Origin of the sequence: Streptomyces yangpuensis (assembly GCF_001005295.1) — a bacterium.
Taxonomy (GTDB): Bacteria; Actinomycetota; Actinomycetes; order Streptomycetales; family Streptomycetaceae; genus Streptomyces; species Streptomyces yangpuensis.
In genome coordinates this window covers 680,914-696,815 of the sequence record NZ_LBMK01000003.1, presented here as the reverse complement: position 1 = coordinate 696,815, position 15,902 = coordinate 680,914, and the positions used below count along the sequence as shown (strand labels likewise).

General features: G+C 72.8%; 15 protein-coding genes. 9 read left to right on the top strand and 6 right to left on the bottom strand.

Translation table 11 applies throughout. The annotated features are described in order from the left end of the window. Positions 1-67: 67 nt before the first annotated feature. Genes AAT21_RS18450 through AAT21_RS18435 form a run of 4 tightly spaced genes read left to right on the top strand, consistent with a single transcriptional unit; the run spans position 68 to position 5,623 of the window. Positions 68-2,302 (top strand): HAMP domain-containing protein, encoded by a 2,235-nt coding sequence (locus tag AAT21_RS18450; protein ID WP_046778462.1) that lies wholly within the window; start codon positions 68-70, stop codon positions 2,300-2,302. 6 nt (positions 2,303-2,308) lie between these two features. Continuing rightward, a complete protein-coding gene (gene pgsB / locus AAT21_RS18445) occupies positions 2,309-4,027 on the top strand; it encodes a poly-gamma-glutamate synthase PgsB (protein ID WP_046777925.1) in 1,719 nt (572 codons plus the stop codon). Continuing rightward, a complete protein-coding gene (locus AAT21_RS18440) occupies positions 4,024-4,506 on the top strand; it encodes a poly-gamma-glutamate biosynthesis protein PgsC/CapC (protein ID WP_030028214.1) in 483 nt (160 codons plus the stop codon). The genes pgsB and AAT21_RS18440 overlap by 4 nt, the downstream gene beginning before the upstream one ends. Positions 4,507-4,552: 46 nt before the next feature. After that, positions 4,553-5,623: a C40 family peptidase gene (locus AAT21_RS18435; RefSeq protein WP_046777924.1), complete on the top strand. Its 1,071-nt coding sequence runs from the start codon at positions 4,553-4,555 to the stop codon at positions 5,621-5,623. A gap of 50 nt (positions 5,624-5,673) precedes the next feature. Here AAT21_RS18435 and AAT21_RS18430 read toward each other — a convergent pair whose 3' ends face one another. Continuing rightward, positions 5,674-6,663 (bottom strand): SAM-dependent methyltransferase, encoded by a 990-nt coding sequence (locus AAT21_RS18430; RefSeq protein WP_046777923.1) that lies wholly within the window; start codon positions 6,661-6,663, stop codon positions 5,674-5,676. A 106-nt stretch (positions 6,664-6,769) separates the two neighbouring features. On the opposite strand from AAT21_RS18430, the gene AAT21_RS18425 reads away from it, so the two are divergent. Next, complete coding sequence (locus AAT21_RS18425; RefSeq protein WP_046777922.1) at positions 6,770-7,972, top strand: sensor histidine kinase; 1,203 nt, start codon at positions 6,770-6,772, stop codon at positions 7,970-7,972. 17 nt (positions 7,973-7,989) lie between these two features. Beyond that, positions 7,990-8,664 carry a response regulator transcription factor gene (locus tag AAT21_RS18420; protein ID WP_030656452.1) on the top strand — a complete coding sequence of 225 codons (675 nt, stop codon included), beginning with the start codon at positions 7,990-7,992 and terminating at the stop codon, positions 8,662-8,664. Between the two features lie 57 nt (positions 8,665-8,721). Here AAT21_RS18420 and AAT21_RS18415 read toward each other — a convergent pair whose 3' ends face one another. Next, positions 8,722-10,113: a PH domain-containing protein gene (locus tag AAT21_RS18415; protein ID WP_079025783.1), complete on the bottom strand. Its 1,392-nt coding sequence runs from the start codon at positions 10,111-10,113 to the stop codon at positions 8,722-8,724. Next, the gene (locus AAT21_RS18410; protein ID WP_046777921.1) at positions 10,110-10,601 is read right to left on the bottom strand and encodes a PH domain-containing protein; all 492 of its coding nucleotides are present in this window, start codon (positions 10,599-10,601) and stop codon (positions 10,110-10,112) included. The genes AAT21_RS18415 and AAT21_RS18410 overlap by 4 nt, the downstream gene beginning before the upstream one ends. 31 nt (positions 10,602-10,632) lie before the next feature. Here AAT21_RS18410 and AAT21_RS18405 point away from each other — a divergent pair, with 31 nt between their 5' ends. Both AAT21_RS18405 and AAT21_RS18400 read left to right on the top strand, forming a co-directional pair. Next, positions 10,633-11,775 carry an NADH-quinone oxidoreductase subunit D gene (locus AAT21_RS18405; protein WP_046777920.1) on the top strand — a complete coding sequence of 381 codons (1,143 nt, stop codon included), beginning with the start codon at positions 10,633-10,635 and terminating at the stop codon, positions 11,773-11,775. 130 nt (positions 11,776-11,905) lie between these two features. Further along, positions 11,906-12,121 (top strand): hypothetical protein, encoded by a 216-nt coding sequence (locus AAT21_RS18400; RefSeq protein ID WP_046777919.1) that lies wholly within the window; start codon positions 11,906-11,908, stop codon positions 12,119-12,121. A gap of 18 nt (positions 12,122-12,139) precedes the next feature. On the opposite strand, the gene AAT21_RS18395 is transcribed toward AAT21_RS18400, so the two are convergent. After that, positions 12,140-12,967, bottom strand: a complete 828-nt coding sequence (locus AAT21_RS18395) for an imine reductase family protein (protein ID WP_046778460.1) — start codon at positions 12,965-12,967, stop codon at positions 12,140-12,142. Between the two features lie 172 nt (positions 12,968-13,139). Here AAT21_RS18395 and AAT21_RS18390 point away from each other — a divergent pair, with 172 nt between their 5' ends. Then, positions 13,140-13,733, top strand: a complete 594-nt coding sequence (locus AAT21_RS18390; protein ID WP_046777918.1) for a TetR/AcrR family transcriptional regulator — start codon at positions 13,140-13,142, stop codon at positions 13,731-13,733. 54 nt (positions 13,734-13,787) lie between these two features. Here AAT21_RS18390 and AAT21_RS18385 read toward each other — a convergent pair whose 3' ends face one another. Both AAT21_RS18385 and AAT21_RS18380 read right to left on the bottom strand, forming a co-directional pair. After that, positions 13,788-14,786: a hypothetical protein gene (locus AAT21_RS18385; protein WP_200904418.1), complete on the bottom strand. Its 999-nt coding sequence runs from the start codon at positions 14,784-14,786 to the stop codon at positions 13,788-13,790. 96 nt (positions 14,787-14,882) lie between these two features. Next, entirely contained in the window at positions 14,883-15,860 is a 978-nt protein-coding gene (locus AAT21_RS18380; protein WP_046777917.1) for an ABC transporter substrate-binding protein, read from the bottom strand. Positions 15,861-15,902 lie beyond the last annotated feature (42 nt).

Sequence of the window (15,902 nt, the reverse complement as noted above, 5' to 3'; positions counted from 1 at the left end):
GGAAGGACCACCAGCCGTGGCCGCACCCCGCAGCACGCGGCGGCGCAAGGCCGGCCGCAGGGCCGACATGTCGCTGCTCGGCGGCATCAGGCCGCCGATCACCGTGCTGTCGGTGCTGCTGCTCGCCCTGGCGGGGTTCACCGCGGTGACCCTGGGCAGCGTCCGCGAGGGCCGGCTGCCCGCCGCCGTCCTCACCTCCCAGCAGCACTTCGCGGAGGACGGCGCGGTCGCCCTGCGCGCCTCGCTGGACGAGAGCGTCACCGACCTCGACCGGGCCGCGGCCCTCTTCTCCACCGGGAAGCCCGTGCCCCCGGACGCCGTGCTCGACAAGATCGGCAGCGTCTACCAGAAGTGGCGCGGCACCGCGGTCGTCGAGATCAGCTCGGGCCGGCTGCTGGCCGCCCGCGGCGAGAACCTCCCCCTCACCGCGATCGACCGCACCCGGCTCGCCGGCGAGGGCGGCCTGGCCCCCCGCATGGTCAAACTGTCCAACGGCGAGACCCGGCTGCTCACCCTCTCCCTGCTGTCCTTCAAGGACCAGCCCCAACAGCTGCTGGTCGCCTCCAGCAGCCTGCGCTTCCCCGGTATCAGCCTGGGCAACTTCCGTGCCATCGCCGTCGTCGGCTCCGACGGCACGGTGCTCAGCAACGACGGCATCCCCGAGCCCGAGATGGTCCTCACCGACCTCCAGCGCGCCGACGTCAAACGTGACACCAAGCAGCTGCGCTCCTTCGCCAAGACCGCGGCGAAGCGGACCAAGGCCAACCCCCTGACCACGAAGGAGCCCGGATCCGGCGGCTTCCCCGGTGTCAGCGGCAGCCTGACAGGAGGCGAATGGGGCGGTGAACGCGCCGCCGCGGGCTACGCCCGCCTCGCCGGACCCGAACCCGGCGTCGGGACCAGCGCCACCAGCCTGGAACTGACCGTCGTCGCCATGGTCAACGTCGCGCAGAACCCCGCCCGCACCTCCGACGCCTTCGCCGGACTGGTGCTGGCCGGCGCTCTGCTGCTGGTCGGCGCCCTGGTCGTCGCTCTGCTCGTCGGCACCGTGCAGCGGCCGCTGATCACCCTGTTCCTGGAGAGCCGCCGGCTGACCCGCGGGGACCTGACCCGGCCGGTGTCCGTCCCCCGCGGGAGCGAGGCGGCCCGGATCGCAGCCGCCCTGGAGCGGCTGCGCGGCCAGCTGGCGGACCAGGACGCACCCCCGCCCGCTCCCTCCGGCAGGCGCAAGCGCCGTACGGGCGCCCGCACCCTCCTCGCCCTGTGCGGGATCCTGCTCCTGGCCTGGTGCGTGCCGCTGGGCCTGCTGGTCAACCGGGCCGGCGCGGACGTCGTCGTACCGCAACAACTGGTCAACGACCAGCGGGAGCGCACCGACACCCTCAACGACCGGATCCGGCGCGCCCTCAACGAGGGCCAGGCCGACCTGCAGTCCGTCGCCTCGCTGATGGGCGACGACACGCCCCGGCAGCACATGACCGCCGTCCTGGAACGCACGGCCCGGCAACACCTGCGCTACGACTCCCTCTACGTGCTCGACGCCGGCGGCAAGGTCCTCGCCCAGGCCGGCGGCGCACCGCAGGCCACCGGTGCCAAGGGCCCCCGCAAGGAGCCGATCGCCCTCCACGAAGGCGGCAACGAACCGGTCGTCGTCGCGACCGCCCAGCTCCCGGGCGACAGCGGCTCGGCGGTCGTCGGAGAGTTGCGCATCGACTTCCTCAACTCGCTGCTCAAGCGGCCGGGCCTGGGGGAGATCCGGGTGGTCGACTCCCAGCACCGGGTCATCGCCTCCAACAACGGCTACCGCGCCTTCGAGAAGCTCGGCGACGAGCGGCTCGACGCCCTCGTCGAGGGCTCCGCCCTCAAGGTCGGCATGGCCCCGCGGCCCGGCAGCGTCCTGTACCGCAGCGGCGGCGACCATGTCATCGCGGCAGCCGCACCGTTCGTGGGCGGCGGCGCCGCCAAGCCCCTGGACTGGACCGTGGTCAGCTGGCAGTCCGCCAAGGGCCTGGCCATCCACGAGTACAGCCTGCAGAACCGCACCGTGCTCGCCGGCCTGCTCGGCTTCGCGGTCGGCGCGGCCTGCCTGGGCTGGCTCCAGATCATCGTGGTCGCCCCGCTGCGCGAGCTCGCCCGGCGCGCCGAGGCACTCGCCGACGGCGACCGCCGCACCGTCCTGTACCCGCGCAACCACGACGAGGTGGGCGCCGTGACACGGAGCCTGGAGATCATCCGCCAGCAGCTCCAGCAGCAGCGCAAGCAGGCCGGCGGGCGAGCGTCCGCACCGGCCGGAAGGAACTGATCCCCCGTGCTCTTCCTCTACTGCGTGCTGCTCGCCTGCTGCGCGATCATGCTCGTCGCGGGCATCGTGGAACAGCGGCGGCACTTCGCCAGCCTGCACCGCATACCGAACCGGGTGCTGGTCAACGGCATCCGCGGCAAGAGCTCAATCACCCGGCTGTGCGCGGGGGCGCTGCGCGGCGGCGGTCTGACCACCGTCGCCAAGACCACCGGCACCGCAGCCCGGTTCATCCACCCCGACGCCACCGAGGAGCCGGTCTACCGCAAGTTCGGCATCGCCAACGTCGTGGAGCAGATCGGCATCGTGCGGCGCGCCTCCGCCTACCGTCCGGACGCGCTCGTCATGGAGTGCATGGCGGTCATGCCGGCGCTCCAGGAGATCAACCAGTCCAAGCTGATCCAGTCGACCATCGGCGTCCTGTGCAACGTCCGCGAGGACCACGTCGCCGAGATGGGCCCGACCCTCGACGACATCGCGCGCTCCCTGTCCCGGTCGATGCCGTACGGCGGAATCTGCGTCACCGCCGAGAAGGAGCGCTTCGACGTCCTCCAGGAGGAGGCCGACGCCCGGGGCTGCCGGCTGCTCTACGCAGACCCCGACACCGTCAGCGACGAGGAGCTGCGCGGCTTCAGCTGGTTCACCTTCAAGGAGAACGTCGCCATCGCGCTGCTGGTCGCCGAGCTGCTCGGCGTCGACCGGGAGACCGCCCTGCGCGGGATGTACGAGGCCCCGCCGGACCCGGGTGTGCTCTCGGTCGAGCGGTACCTGGCCCCCGGCGGGAAGCGGCTGCGGTTCGCCAACGTCTTCGCGGCGAACGACCCCGAGTCGACGCTGATGAACATCAACCAGCTGCTGGACCTGGGTGCGGTGGACCGCCCTCTGAGCGTGGTGATCAACTGCCGGCCCGACCGGGTCGAGCGCAACGGCCAGATGGGCGCGATCATCCCCGAACTGCGGCCGGACAAGGTCTTCGTGATCGGCCACCCCGCCAAGAGCGCCATCGACGCGATCCCGGCCGAGTGGCGCGACCGCGCCGTCGACCTCGGCGGCGACCACCGCGACGGCGAGGAGTTCATGCAGGAGCTGCTGGGGCACCTCGGCCCGAGCTCCTCACTCGTCGCCATCGGCAACATCCACGGTCAGGGCGAGGTGCTGCTGGAGCACCTCGCCGAGCTGCCGGCGGACGAGGCGGCCGACTCCGAGGACGGCGGCCCCGCGCCGGAGGCCGACCCTGCGGTCCGGGCCGACCAGCCCTTCCCCCCGCACGCCGACACCGCGTACGGCCAGGACCCGTACGCGCGAAGTCCGTACGAGGCCGACCCGTACGCCCAGGTCCCCCACACGCGCAGCCCCCACGCCCAGGTCCCGAACCCGCAGGGCCCGCACGGCCAGGTCCCGCACACGCGGAACCCCCACACGCAGGGCCCGTACGCCCAGGACCGGCACGGGCAGGAACCACACGCGCAGGACCCGTACACGCAGGACCCGTACGGGCAGGGCCCGGACACGCGGAGCCCGTACGCCCAGGTCCGGCACACGCAGGACCCGCACGCGCAGCCCCCGCGCCCGCGAGGCCCGCACCCGCAGGGCCCCGCCCCCGACGCGTACGGCATCCGCGCCGCCACGCCCGTACCGGCCTGGCCGCAGCAACCGCCGCAGCCGCGGCCGCAGATCCACCCGAGCCCCCCGCAGGGGCAACGGCACACTCCAGGAGAACCCCGTTGATCCCCGCCGTCCTCACCCCCGAGATCGCCGCGATCGGCATAGCCCTGGGTCTGCTGTTCTCACTCGTCTGCTACCTCACCACCAACCTCTCGCCCGGCGGAATGATCACCCCGGGCTGGCTCGCGCTGACCCTCCTGGAGGATCTCCAGCGAGCCGCCCTCGTGGTCGGCGTGACCGTCGCGACGTACGCGCTGACGCTGGTCGTGCAGCGTTTCGTGATCCTCTACGGCAAGCGGCTGTTCGCGGCCGTCGTGCTGCTCGGCGTCCTGCTCCAGGCCACCGTGGTGATCGTGCTCCAGATGGAGTTCCCCCTCCTCTACGCGAACCAGACCCTCGGCTTCATCGTGCCCGGCCTGATCGGCTACCAGCTGGTCCGCCAGCCGAAGGGGGCCACCCTGCTCGCCACCGGGAGCACCACGCTCATGACGTACGTCGTGCTGACCGCCGGCATCCTGCTCGGCGTCATGCCGGCCGCCTAGTGCTGTGACCGCGCCGCCCCTCCCCAACCGCTCCGGAGCCCCCCGCATGACCGCCAAGTCGAAGAGCCGCACACGTTCCGCACTGCACGCGGCGACCCTGATCGCCCTGCTCGCGGGCAGCGGCTACCTCACCTACACGCTCCGCGCGCAGGAGCAGGCCAAGGCGCCCGCCGTCCAGGTCGTCGACGGACACGTCATGGCCGGCTCGGGCCAGGCGGGTGCCCACCAGTGGGAACGGCTCTCCAGCCCCGACCGGTCGGTGGTGCGCGACGGCAGCGGGCAGGTGCTGGCCACCTTCACCGACGGCGCCCGCACGGCCACCCTCACCGGGCCCAGCCGCACCTTCACCGAGCCGGCCAACACCACGGCACGGGTCGTGACCGAGAACTGGGTACGCCTCATGCCGGAGCCGTGGAAGGCGGGCGCGGAGAACGAGTCGTGGTTCAAGGAGTGGTTCAAGAAGTACTTCGGCAGCCAGGAGGACGACATCTTCGCGATGGCCTTCCAGTACGGCGACCAGGCTCCGGTGAAGAAGGACGCGCAGGGCACCTCGTACGCGGGCGACGCCTCCTTCGGGCCGCTCAACCCCAACGGCTCGGCCGGCAACGACCTGCGCCTGGAGCAGTCGGACTTCTACGACTACCTCGGCACTCCGTACACCTTCCGCGACGGCACCAAGAAGCAGCCCCAGACCGCCCGGTACCGGTCGATGGACTGCTCCGGCTTCGTCCGCACCGTCTTCGGCTACCGCGCCCGGTACCCGCTCCTGTCCGGCGACAAGCCCGGCTCCGGCCTGCCGCGCACCGCGAACGGCATGGCCCGCGCCCCCCTCGGCGCCGACGTCCTCCCCCTCAAGGGCGTCGGCGCGCAGGACCGGCCCGTGAACATCGACGTCATCCAGCCGGGCGACCTGCTGTTCTTCAAGCTCGACGCCCGCACCGGGGACCGCCTCGACCACACGGGCATCTACCTGGGCACGGACACCGACGGCCACAAGATCTTCATCTCCAGCCGGGAGGAGGCCAACGGCCCGACCATCGGCGACAAGGGCGGCACCTCGCGCCTCGACGGCAACGGCTACTACGCGACGACCCTGCGCAGCGCGAAGCGGCTGTAGGAGATCTCAGGGCCAGGAGACCTCAGGGGCGCTCTCGCGCTCCGTGTGCGTCAGATCCCGCCGGGCCCGCCCCACGGCCAGGCCCGCACCGCCACCGGCTGCACCAGCCAGCCGAAGGCGCCCAGCCCGGACGGGGAGGTCAGCTCCGCCGCCTCACCGGCCGAGGCCAGGGCCCGTACGTAGGCCGCCGGGTCCGAGGAGGCCAGGGCGAGCGGAGGGCGGGTGCCCGAGACCCCGAGGGCGGTCAGGGCCTCGGCTTGCGTCAGCAGGACCGCTCCCGGCCCGGCGCAGGCGTCGAGCGCCACATGGGCGGTGACGTCGCAGCCGCCGTCCGGGACCGGCGCGACCTCCCGGCCGCCCCGGAATCCCGTCAGGGTGCCGAACGGCGGCCGGGCCCGGCGGGTGTGGGCGTAGTCCACCGCCACCGCCAGGCCCCGCTCCAGGGTCCGGGTGGCCGCCGCCCAGGCCTCGTCGCGCGGGCGGCCGATCTCCGCGCGGCCGCCGCCCGGCCACCACCGTTCCAGCCAGGCCCGGTCCGCGTCCTCCAGCGGGCCGCCGCGGCTCTCCGTGCCGTCCGGCGCGACCAGTACGTAGTGCCCGTCCTCGGCGATGTCGAGGGGGACGTTGTCCAGCCATTCGTTGGCGAAGAGCAGTCCGGTCACCCCCTCGGGCGGCTCCCCGGTCCAGCGGATCCGCGGGTCGAGCCCCTCGGGCCGGGGCGCCCGCTCCACCGCGTACGGGCGCACCCGCGCCGCCGTCTCCGGGTCGAGCGCGGCGAGCACCCCGGACAGCAGTTCGGCCCGCCCGGCGCCCATGTCGACGAGGTCGAGCTCCCGCGGGTGCCCGAGTTCCGCGTCCACCCACCGCAGCAGCCGGGCCACGGCCGCCGCATAGAGGGCGGAGGCGTGCACGGAGGTACGGAAGTGGCCGGCGGGACCGGGGCCCGCGGGACGTACGTAGAAGCCGCCGGGCCCGTACAGCGCGGCTTCCATCGCGCTGCGCCACCGGACCGCCGCGCCGGGTCCACCAGGAGTGCTCATCACCGAAGGCTATGCTCACCCTCCACCTTGGGGAGTATGTCCCCGGTGTCAGGTTCGGACCTCTGGTTGACTCCAGCACCTATCACCGTTCCCTACTCTGGGTTACGTGCAGCGCCTCTACGACTTCCTCCGCAGACACCCGACGGGCGTCGACAGCTTCTGGGCTGTGCTCTTCTTCGGGGTCTCGATGCTGAACGTCACGGGCGAGCCCGACATCAGCCAGCCCCTGAAGATCGTCGCCGTCCCCGTGGTGATCGCGCTGAGCACGGCCCTGGCCCTGCGCCGCAGGTGGACGCAGGCGATGTTCTGGCTCACCCTCGGGGCGGGCCTGCTCCAGCTGGCCGCGGGGATCGTGGCCGGGTTCTACGACATCGCCATGTTCGTGATCCTCTACACGGTCGCCGCGAGCGAGGTCCCGCGCTGGGTCTCACGCACCGCGCTGGGCTGGGGGCTGGTGGCCGCTCCGCTCTACTTCCTGCGGTACGGGGTGGACAAGGGCACCAGCGACGTCGACAACGTCCTCTTCGCCGTCTTCATGATCGTCCCCTTCGTCCTGGCCTGGGTGCTGGGAGACTCCCTGCGCACCCGGCGGGCCTATTACGCCCAGCTGGTCGAGCGCAACCAGCGGCTGGAGAAGGAGCGCGAGGCCCAGTCCAAGGTGGCCGTGGCCGCCGAGCGCGCCCGGATCGCCCGCGAGCTGCACGACGTCGTCGCGCACAACGTCTCGGTGATGGTGGTCCAGGCGGACGGCGCCGCGTACGTCATGGACGTGGCTCCCGAGCAGGCCAAGGAGGCCCTCCAGACCATCTCGGGGACCGGCCGCCAGGCCCTCGCCGAGATGCGCCGGCTGCTCGGCGTCCTGCGCACGGGCGAGCCGCAGGAGTCCGAGGACTACGTGCCGCAGCCCGACGTGGAGCAGATCGAGGTCCTGGTCGAGCAGGTACGGGCGGCCGGGCTGACGGTGGACTTCGAGGTCGAGGGCGCGCCGCGGCCGCTGCCCAGCGGGGTCGAGCTGACGGCGTACCGGATCGTGCAGGAGGCGCTCACCAACACCCGCAAGCACGGCGGCCCCGAAGCGAAGGCCAGCGTCCGGCTGGTCTACTTCGACGACGGGCTCGGCCTGCTGGTCGAGGACGACGGCAGGGGCGCGGCCCACGAGCTGTACGAGGACGGCGGCGCGGACGGCGCCGGGCACGGGCTGATCGGCATGCGCGAGCGGATCGGTATGGTCGGCGGAACCCTGGACGCGGGGCCGCGGCCCGGTGGCGGCTTCCGGATCAGCGCACTGCTGCCCCTGAAGAAGAGATGACGAGGACGAGGTAACTGATGTCCATCCGAGTGATGCTGGTCGACGACCAGGTCCTGCTGCGCACCGGCTTCCGCATGGTGCTCGCCGCCCAGCCTGACATGGAGGTCGTCGCCGAGGCGGGTGACGGGCTGGAGGCTCTGGAGGTGCTGCGGGCCACGAAGGTGGACGTGGTGCTGATGGACGTCCGCATGCCGAGGCTCGACGGTGTCGAGGCGACGCGGCGGATCTGCGAGCCCGAGGAGCACCCGAAGGTAATCATCCTGACCACCTTCGACCTGGACGAGTACGCCTTCTCGGGCCTGAAGGCGGGCGCGAGCGGCTTCATGCTGAAGGACGTGCCGCCGGCCGAACTGCTGGGCGCCATCCGCTCGGTGCACAGCGGGGACGCGGTGGTCGCCCCGTCGACGACGCGGCGCCTGCTGGACCGTTTCGCCCCGATGCTGCCGACGACGACGCAGGAACCGGAGAACAAGGAGATCGAGCGGCTGACGGAGCGCGAGCGCGAGGTCATGCTGCTGGTGGCGCAGGGCCTGTCGAACGGCGAGATCGCGGCGCGGCTGGTCCTGTCGGAGGCGACGGTGAAGACCCACGTGGGCCGCATCCTGACCAAGCTGGGCCTGCGCGACCGCGTCCAGGTCGTGGTCCTGGCCTACGAGACGGGCCTGGTCCGCGCGGGCGGCGGCGCCGGATAGCCCCCGCCGGGCGCGGGCCGAGGGGCCCGGGCCCGGCGGGGGCCGGTTCGGGCAGGGTCAGGCATCGGGGTCCGGCGAGGTCATCCAGCGGTCCGGGCGGGCCGTGGCGCGGGAGGTGTGGGAGCGGGCGGCCTGGTCGTGCAGGAGCTGCGCGGCCTCGGCGGCCGGCCGCAGCCGGGCGGTCACCGTGCCGTTCGCGCCGGTGTCCACGTGGACGTCGGCGACACCGCGGGCGCGGGCCCACGGGCCCTGGGTGAACCGGACGCTCTGCACCTTGGCGTGCGGGACGATCTCCGTACGGCGGCACAGGCGGCCGTGCCGGGCGGCGAACACCTCCGGGGACAGCGCCAGGGCGTAGCCCTTCCACCAGACCGGGACCACCCAGCGCGATCCGGTGTCCGGGGAGCCCGAGTAGGACAGGCCCGCCAGATCCACCCCGGGCAGGACCCGGGCGATCACGGCGTACGCGTCGGCCCGGGAGGCCACCGGCACCAGGACCTCGTTCTTCGATCCGGCCACGGCCAGCTCCACGCGGACCCGGTCGCTGCGCCGCCACAGCAGCGGCTCCACGATCCGGACGGTCTGCACGCGCCCCGGCGGCACCGTCTCGTGCGCCCGGTCCAGCATTCCGTGGTCCAGGCGCAGCCCGTCCGGGGACTCCGCGACCCGCCAGTCGTACTCGGTGAGGAAGCGGCCGACGGTGGCCGCCCACACCGCGCCCAGCATCGGGAGCAGGGTGACGACGGCCGCCCACGGGCTGGAGCTGATCCACCACACGAAGAACGGCGCGACGATCCCGCCGGCCAGGGCCGCCCAGACGCCGAGGCTGAGCATCAGCGACACCGCGAGCTCGCGCGGAGTCACCCGCAGCAGTTCGCGCTGCGGTGCCTCGCCCAGGCGCACCGCCTCCTCGGGGGCGAAGCCCGCGGCACGGGCCAGGAGCTCGGCGCGCAGGGCGACGGCCTCCTTCTCGCCGAGGAAGGACAGCTGGTCCTTCTCCTCGGCACCGATCACGTCGAGCCGCAGGCTGGCGACACCGGTCAGCCGGGCCAGCAGCGGCCGGGTGACGTCCACGGCCTGGAGCCGGTCCAGCCGGATGTGCGCGGTGCGGCGGAAGAGCAGCCCGGTGCGGATGCGCAGCTCGGTGTCGGTCACCGCGTAGTGGGTGAACCACCAGCTCAGGAACCCGTACACGCCGAACACCAGGAGAACTCCGGCCAGTGTGACCAGTCGCAGGAGCGTGGACAGGTCCGCCACCCAGCGCGCCGCGCGGTCGCCCTGCTGGGCGAGGACGCCGACGGTCGCGGCGATCGGCACCCAGGCGCGGCGCAGCGGCGTGAAGGGATGCAGCCGCCGCTCGGCCACCGGCCCGCCGCCTCCCGCCTCCGGGGCACCCGGGCCGCTCGCCCCGTCGCCCACCGCCCCGTCGCCCACCGGACCGGCGGTCACAGGCCCGCCGACCTTGCCTCGCCGAGCGCGGCGAGGCGGTCGCGCAGCCGCTCCGCCTCGGCCGGCACCAGCCCCGGGATCCGGGCGTCGGTCGCGGCCGCCGCCGTGTGCAGCTGCAGGGACGCCAGGCCGAAGCGCCGCTCCACCGGGCCCGAGGTGACCTCGACCAGCTGCATCCTGCCGTACGGGACCACCGTCTGCTCCCGCCACAGCACCCCGCGGCTGATCAGCAGGTCGTCGGCGCGCTCCGCGTACCGCCAGGACCGCCAGTTCCGGCCCAGCAGCACCCAGCCCCAGGCCCCCACGACCAGCCAGAACCCCCCGGCCGCCGCCCATGCCGGGCCCACGAGCAGGCCGAGCAGCACCGCCGTCGCCACCGCGAGCAGACCGCACCAGAACGCCAGCAGCGTCCGCCGCATGGTGAGCAGCCCGCCGGGCAGCCCCACCCACCGCAGGTCGCCCGTCTCACCCTTCGTCCCCGTATCCATCCCCCCAGCGTAGGACTGAGACAATGCCCGCATGACGGAGACCACGGTCGGCATCGGCGGAGCGGCGGAGAGCACCGACATGGTGCTCAACATCGGCCCCCAGCACCCTTCCACGCACGGCGTGCTGCGCCTGCGCCTCGTCCTGGACGGCGAGCGGATCGCCGCCGCCGAACCGGTGGTCGGCTACATGCACCGCGGCGCCGAGAAGCTCTTCGAGGCCCGCGACTACCGGCAGATCGTCATGCTCGCGAACCGGCACGACTGGCTGTCGGCGTTCTCCAACGAGCTCGGCGTGGTCATGGCGGTCGAGCGGATGCTCGGCATGGAGGTCCCCGAGCGGGCCGTGTGGATGCGGACCCTGCTGGCCGAGCTGAACCGGGTGCTGAACCACCTGATGTTCCTCGGCTCGTACCCGCTCGAACTGGGCGGGATCACCCCGATCTTCCACGCGTTCCGCGAGCGCGAGGAGCTCCAGGCCGTCATGGAGGAGATCTCCGGCGGCCGGATGCACTACATGTTCAACCGCGTGGGCGGCCTCAAGGAGGACCTTCCGGCCGGCTGGCTCGGCCGGGCCCGTGCCGCGATCGCCGATGTACGCACCCGGATGGACGTCTACGACAAGCTGGTCCACGGCAACGAGATCTTCCGCGGCCGGACCCGCGGCGTGGGCGTCCTGTCCGCCGAGGCGGTGCACGCGTACGGGGTCTCCGGCCCGATCGCCCGCGCCTCCGGCGTCGACTTCGACCTGCGCCGCGACGAGCCGTACCTGGCCTACGGCGAGCTCCAGGACGTCCTGAAGGTGGTCACCCGCACCGAGGGCGACTGCCTGGCCCGCTTCGAGTGCCTGCTCGACCAGACCCACAACTCCCTCGACCTCGCCGTGGCCTGCCTGGACCGGATGGACGAGCTCCCGCCGGGGCCGGTCAACCAGCGCCTGCCCAAGGTCCTGAAGGCGCCGGAAGGGCACACCTACGCCTGGACCGAGAACCCGCTGGGCATCAACGGCTACTACCTGGTCTCGAAGGGCGAGAAGACCCCGTACCGGCTGAAGCTGCGCAGCGCCTCCTACAACAACATCCAGGCGCTGGCCGTGCTGCTGCCGGGGCAGCTGGTCGCGGACATGGTGTCGATCCTGGGCTCGCTGTTCTTCGTGGTCGGCGACATCGACAAGTAGCCGTCATTCAAAGGGAGCAGAGGCTTCCGCGCCTGGCCGAGGTCCGGCACAGGGCCGGCCGGACGCACAGGACCGGCCGGTACGGAGCCCGGGCGGGACCGATGTCGGTGCGGCAGGGCAGACTTGGCGCATGTCCCACTCCCCCCGCCGGGCCTGCCCCGCCTGCGGCCGCGACTGCGCCGTCACCGCCGGCCGCATCGCCCGCCACGACCCGCCCGCCCCGCGGGACCGAGCGGATCTGGTGTCCTGCCCGGGATCCCGGGCGCGGGTGGTGATCGGCGCCTCCGCGCCGACGCTGGACGGCTTCGTCCTGCCCGAGTTCCCCGGGCAGCTGCCGCTGTTCTGAGGCGCCGGCCGCCCGCGCTCAGGCCGCCTCGGCGGCCAGCAGTCCGATCAGCCGCGAGCTGCTCTCGGCGCCGAAGCCGGCGTCGACCCCGCGTCGGTACAGCTCGGCGTGCGCGGCCAGGATCGTGGTGTCCACGCCGGAGTCGGCCGCGGTGTGCAGGATGTGCTCGACGCTGGCGGCGCACATCGTCAGGCGCTCCTCCTCGCCGCGGTGGTCGTCGGCGTCGACGAGCGCGGCGCTCCCGGTGTAGAAGCCGCGCATGGTGTCGGCGGTGTAGCCGGCGTAGGGCAGGATGTCGGACGCCGTCAGGCCGTTGGCGCGGGCCACGGCGACCGCCTGGTACCAGCCCGTGTAGGCGGTCCAGAAGAGGATCATGTTGAGCTGGTAGTAGAGCTGCGCATAACCGGGGTCGGCGCCGCGGTAGTCGGTGGCGGCGAGCAGGTCGAGCGCCGTGCGGTGCTCGTCGTAGACCGCCCTCGGGCCGCTGATGAAGATCGAGGAGCCCTCCTGGCCGATGCCGGTGGGCGGTACGTTGACCCCGCCGGTGAGGTACGCCGCCCCGCGCTCCTCGGCCCACCGTGCGGCCGCGCGGGCCTTGTCCGGGAGGTCCGAGGAGAGGTTGGCGAGCACGCGGCCGGTGAGGTCGGTGTCGCCGAGGGTGCCGTACATGGCCTCCACGTCGATGAGGCTGAGGACGACCAGCGGGCTCGCGGCGACGGCCCCGGCGATGTCCGCCACGCTGCGCGCGCCGCGGGCGACGAGCTCGGCATCCTTGCCGGCGCTGCGGTTCCACACGGTGACCTCGTAGCCGGCGTCGAGGTAGGCGGCGGCCATGGCCCGGCCCATCGGGCCCAGGCCGACCACGGTGACCTTGGTGTTCTTGTTGTTCTTGGTGCTGTTCACGGACCTCTCCCCCAGGAGTGAATGACTAGAACGAACGCTCTATCCAGCGCTTGATGCGACCGTAGCACGGAACTAGAACGAGCGCTCTATCCAATTCTCCGGGTAGGATCCGGCCATGGCGGCAACAGGGACGACGACAGAGCTGGGAACGCGCGAGCGGCTGGTCCGCACCGCCTCCCGCCTCATGCAGCACGGCGGCTACGAGAACACCCCGGTCAAACAGCTCGTCCGGGAGGCCGGGGCCACGCTGGGCTCGCTGTACCACTTCTTCCCGGGCGGCAAGCAGGAACTGGCGGTGGCCGCGATCCACTTCGGCGACGAGGAGTTCGCCGCGCTGCTGCGCGCGGGCCTCACCGCGCACCCCGACCCGGCGGAGGCCGTGGAGGCGGTCACGGGCCTGCTCGCGGAGGCCCTGGAGGCGTCCGACTGGCTCGACGGCTGCCCGGTGACGGCCACCGCCCTGGAGACGGTCGGCCGCCTCCCCGACCTGCAGGCGGCCTGCGCCCGCGCCTTCGCCAACTGGCAGGAGCTGGTGGCCGCGAAGCTCCTGGCCTCCGGCTACCCGGAGGAAGAGGCGCGGGACCTGGCGATCACCGTGGTGAACACCCTGGAGGGCGCGGAAATGACCTCGCAGGTCACCCGGAGCCGGACCCCGCTGCTGGTGGCGGGCCGGCACCTGGCCCGGCTGGTGGCCTCCTACCGGCCCTGACCGCGGGCCCACCAGAGCCCGGACGGGGCAGGCCGAGACGGGCCGGGGCGCGGGCTACGAGATCGCGGTGCGCAGCCGGACCACGTCGATGGGCTCGGTCTCGTCGTGGGCCGTCAGGTCGATGACCTGGCCCACCGCACGGGTCTCGTCGGTCGGCGGCTTGAACTCCGGCTCGGCCGTCTCCTGCGCGGACTCCGCCTTGTGCACGGCGAGGGCCTCGGCACCCACGACGTCGGCCAGGTCCTCGTTCTGAACCGCCTCGATCGCCGCGCGGGCCTGCGCCGAGTTCTTCGTGCCGAAGAAGTCGAAGCCGCCCTCGACACGGGAGGCCGTACGCCGCTGGGCCGCGTACGGTGCCACGGCCGCCGCCGGACGGCGGGCCGGGACGGAGGCGGCGCCGGCCGCCGCCGACGCGGGCAGCTCCCCCACGGCCCGCGCCGTGGGCAGCGCCCGCTCCTGGGCCTTGCGGGCCAGCGCCGCCATGGCCGCGTGGGCGCGGGCGTAGCCGACGGAGGTGGGCGCGCCCGCCGAGGTGCGCTCCTCCGAGACGGCCGGAAGCTGCTTCGGGCCGGCCGGGGCCGTGGCCGCCGAGGCCTCGATGGCCAGCAGCCGGCGCTTCTCCAGCGCGCTGGCGCGCTCGGTCTCGGCGGTCGCGTAGCGGCGCAACAGTGCCGCGTGCTCGCCCCGCAGGCCCGCCAGTTCGACGCGCTTGGCGCGCAGCTTGGCGTCGAGCCTGGCCCGCAGCGCCCGGGCCTCTTCGAGGTCGGACTCCAGTTCGGCTATGCGCTCGTCGGTGCGCCACTCGTCCTTGACCCGCTCGCGGGCGAGTTCCGCCACCCGGCGGCCCGCGGTGCGGTCCCAGGCCCGCATCACGACGGCCCCGGCGATCCCGGCGGCCGCGGCGACGGCCACGAGGAGCCTCAGCGCGGTGCCGTCGTCGGGGCCGGCCAGCAGCCAGGCGGCGCCGGCGCTGGTGACGGATACACCTGCGACGGCCGTCGGCGTGAGCAGCCGGTGCAGGGGTTCGGGATTGCGGTGGCGTCCACGGGGCATGGCCTGAAATTTACAGGGCGTGGGGGTCGTGCGGGATACCCACCCGGCAATCTGTTCCCGGGCAGTTACCCCGCATTCCCCTTCGACCGGCGGCCGCTACTTCTTCAGAAGGCCCTTCGCCTCCAGGTAGGCCTTCGCGACGTCGGCCGGCTTGGCGCGCTCGGCGTCCACCTTCCGGTTCAGGTCGACCAGGTCGGCGGTCGTGAGCACCCTGGTCAGCTTGTCCAGCGCGGCCGCGACCTCGGGGGCGCCGGCGTCCTTGGCGTTGACCACCGGCAGCACGTTGTCGGCGTTCTGGAGCTTCTTGTCGTCCTCCAGCAGGACCAGGCCGAAGCTGTCGAGGGTGGCGTCCGTGGTCGTGGTGAGCACGAGCTGGTCGACGCCGTCCTTGACGGCCTGCTTGGCCTGCGGGGTGCCGACGCCCTTCGGGTCAATACCGGAAACCTGAATTCCGTATGTCTTCGTCAGTCCGGGGCCGCAGAAGGGACGGACCGCGCATTCGTCGCCTGCCGCGATCTTCACCTGCAGTCCCGACTTACCAAGATCGGAAAGGGACTTGAGGTTGTTCTTCGCGGCGAATTCCTTGGTCACCGCGAATGCGTTCTGGTCGACCGCCGCGCCCGCGGGCAGCACCTTCAGCCCGAGCGGGGCCGCGAGCTTCTCCAGGCCCGCGACCGTCGCCGCGACGTCGCTCGACGCGACGGGCTTCTCCTCGGGTGCCTTCGGCCCGTTGACCTTGGCGTTGAGGAACTCCGCGAGCGTGGCCGCGTACTCCGGGACGACGTCGATCTCGCCCTTCTCCAGCGACGGCTCGTACAGCTCGCGGTTGTTCACCGTCTTGACGGACGTGGTGTAGCCGGCGTCCCTCAGGACCTGCGCGTACAGCTCCGCCAGCACGTTCGACTCGGTGAACCCGGCCGCGCCGATCACCAGGCCGCCCTTGCCGTCCGCCGCCGGGGCCGCGCCGCCGCCCTCCTTGCTCTTCTCCAGGCTGTCACCGCCGCACGCGGCCAGCGACACCGTCAGGGCCAGGACGCCCAGGGACGCGCCGAGGACGCGCGTGGTCTTGGTCATGGACTTGCTCCGTTCGAAGAGAGGGGAAGAGGGATGAGAAGA

Coding starts and splice junctions, on each gene's coding strand:
- AAT21_RS18450 (WP_046778462.1), top strand. CDS start 68: ATGTCGCTGCTCGGCGGCATCAGGCCGCCGATCACCGTGCTGTCGGTG.
- AAT21_RS18435 (WP_046777924.1), top strand. CDS start 4,553: ATGACCGCCAAGTCGAAGAGCCGCACACGTTCCGCACTGCACGCGGCG.
- AAT21_RS18430 (WP_046777923.1), bottom strand. CDS start 6,663: ATGAGCACTCCTGGTGGACCCGGCGCGGCGGTCCGGTGGCGCAGCGCG.
- AAT21_RS18420 (WP_030656452.1), top strand. CDS start 7,990: ATGTCCATCCGAGTGATGCTGGTCGACGACCAGGTCCTGCTGCGCACC.
- AAT21_RS18410 (WP_046777921.1), bottom strand. CDS start 10,601: ATGGATACGGGGACGAAGGGTGAGACGGGCGACCTGCGGTGGGTGGGG.
- AAT21_RS18405 (WP_046777920.1), top strand. CDS start 10,633: ATGACGGAGACCACGGTCGGCATCGGCGGAGCGGCGGAGAGCACCGAC.
- AAT21_RS18400 (WP_046777919.1), top strand. CDS start 11,906: ATGTCCCACTCCCCCCGCCGGGCCTGCCCCGCCTGCGGCCGCGACTGC.
- AAT21_RS18395 (WP_046778460.1), bottom strand. CDS start 12,967: ATGGGCCGGGCCATGGCCGCCGCCTACCTCGACGCCGGCTACGAGGTC.
- AAT21_RS18390 (WP_046777918.1), top strand. CDS start 13,140: ATGGCGGCAACAGGGACGACGACAGAGCTGGGAACGCGCGAGCGGCTG.
- AAT21_RS18385 (WP_200904418.1), bottom strand. CDS start 14,786: ATGCCCCGTGGACGCCACCGCAATCCCGAACCCCTGCACCGGCTGCTC.
- AAT21_RS18380 (WP_046777917.1), bottom strand. CDS start 15,860: ATGACCAAGACCACGCGCGTCCTCGGCGCGTCCCTGGGCGTCCTGGCC.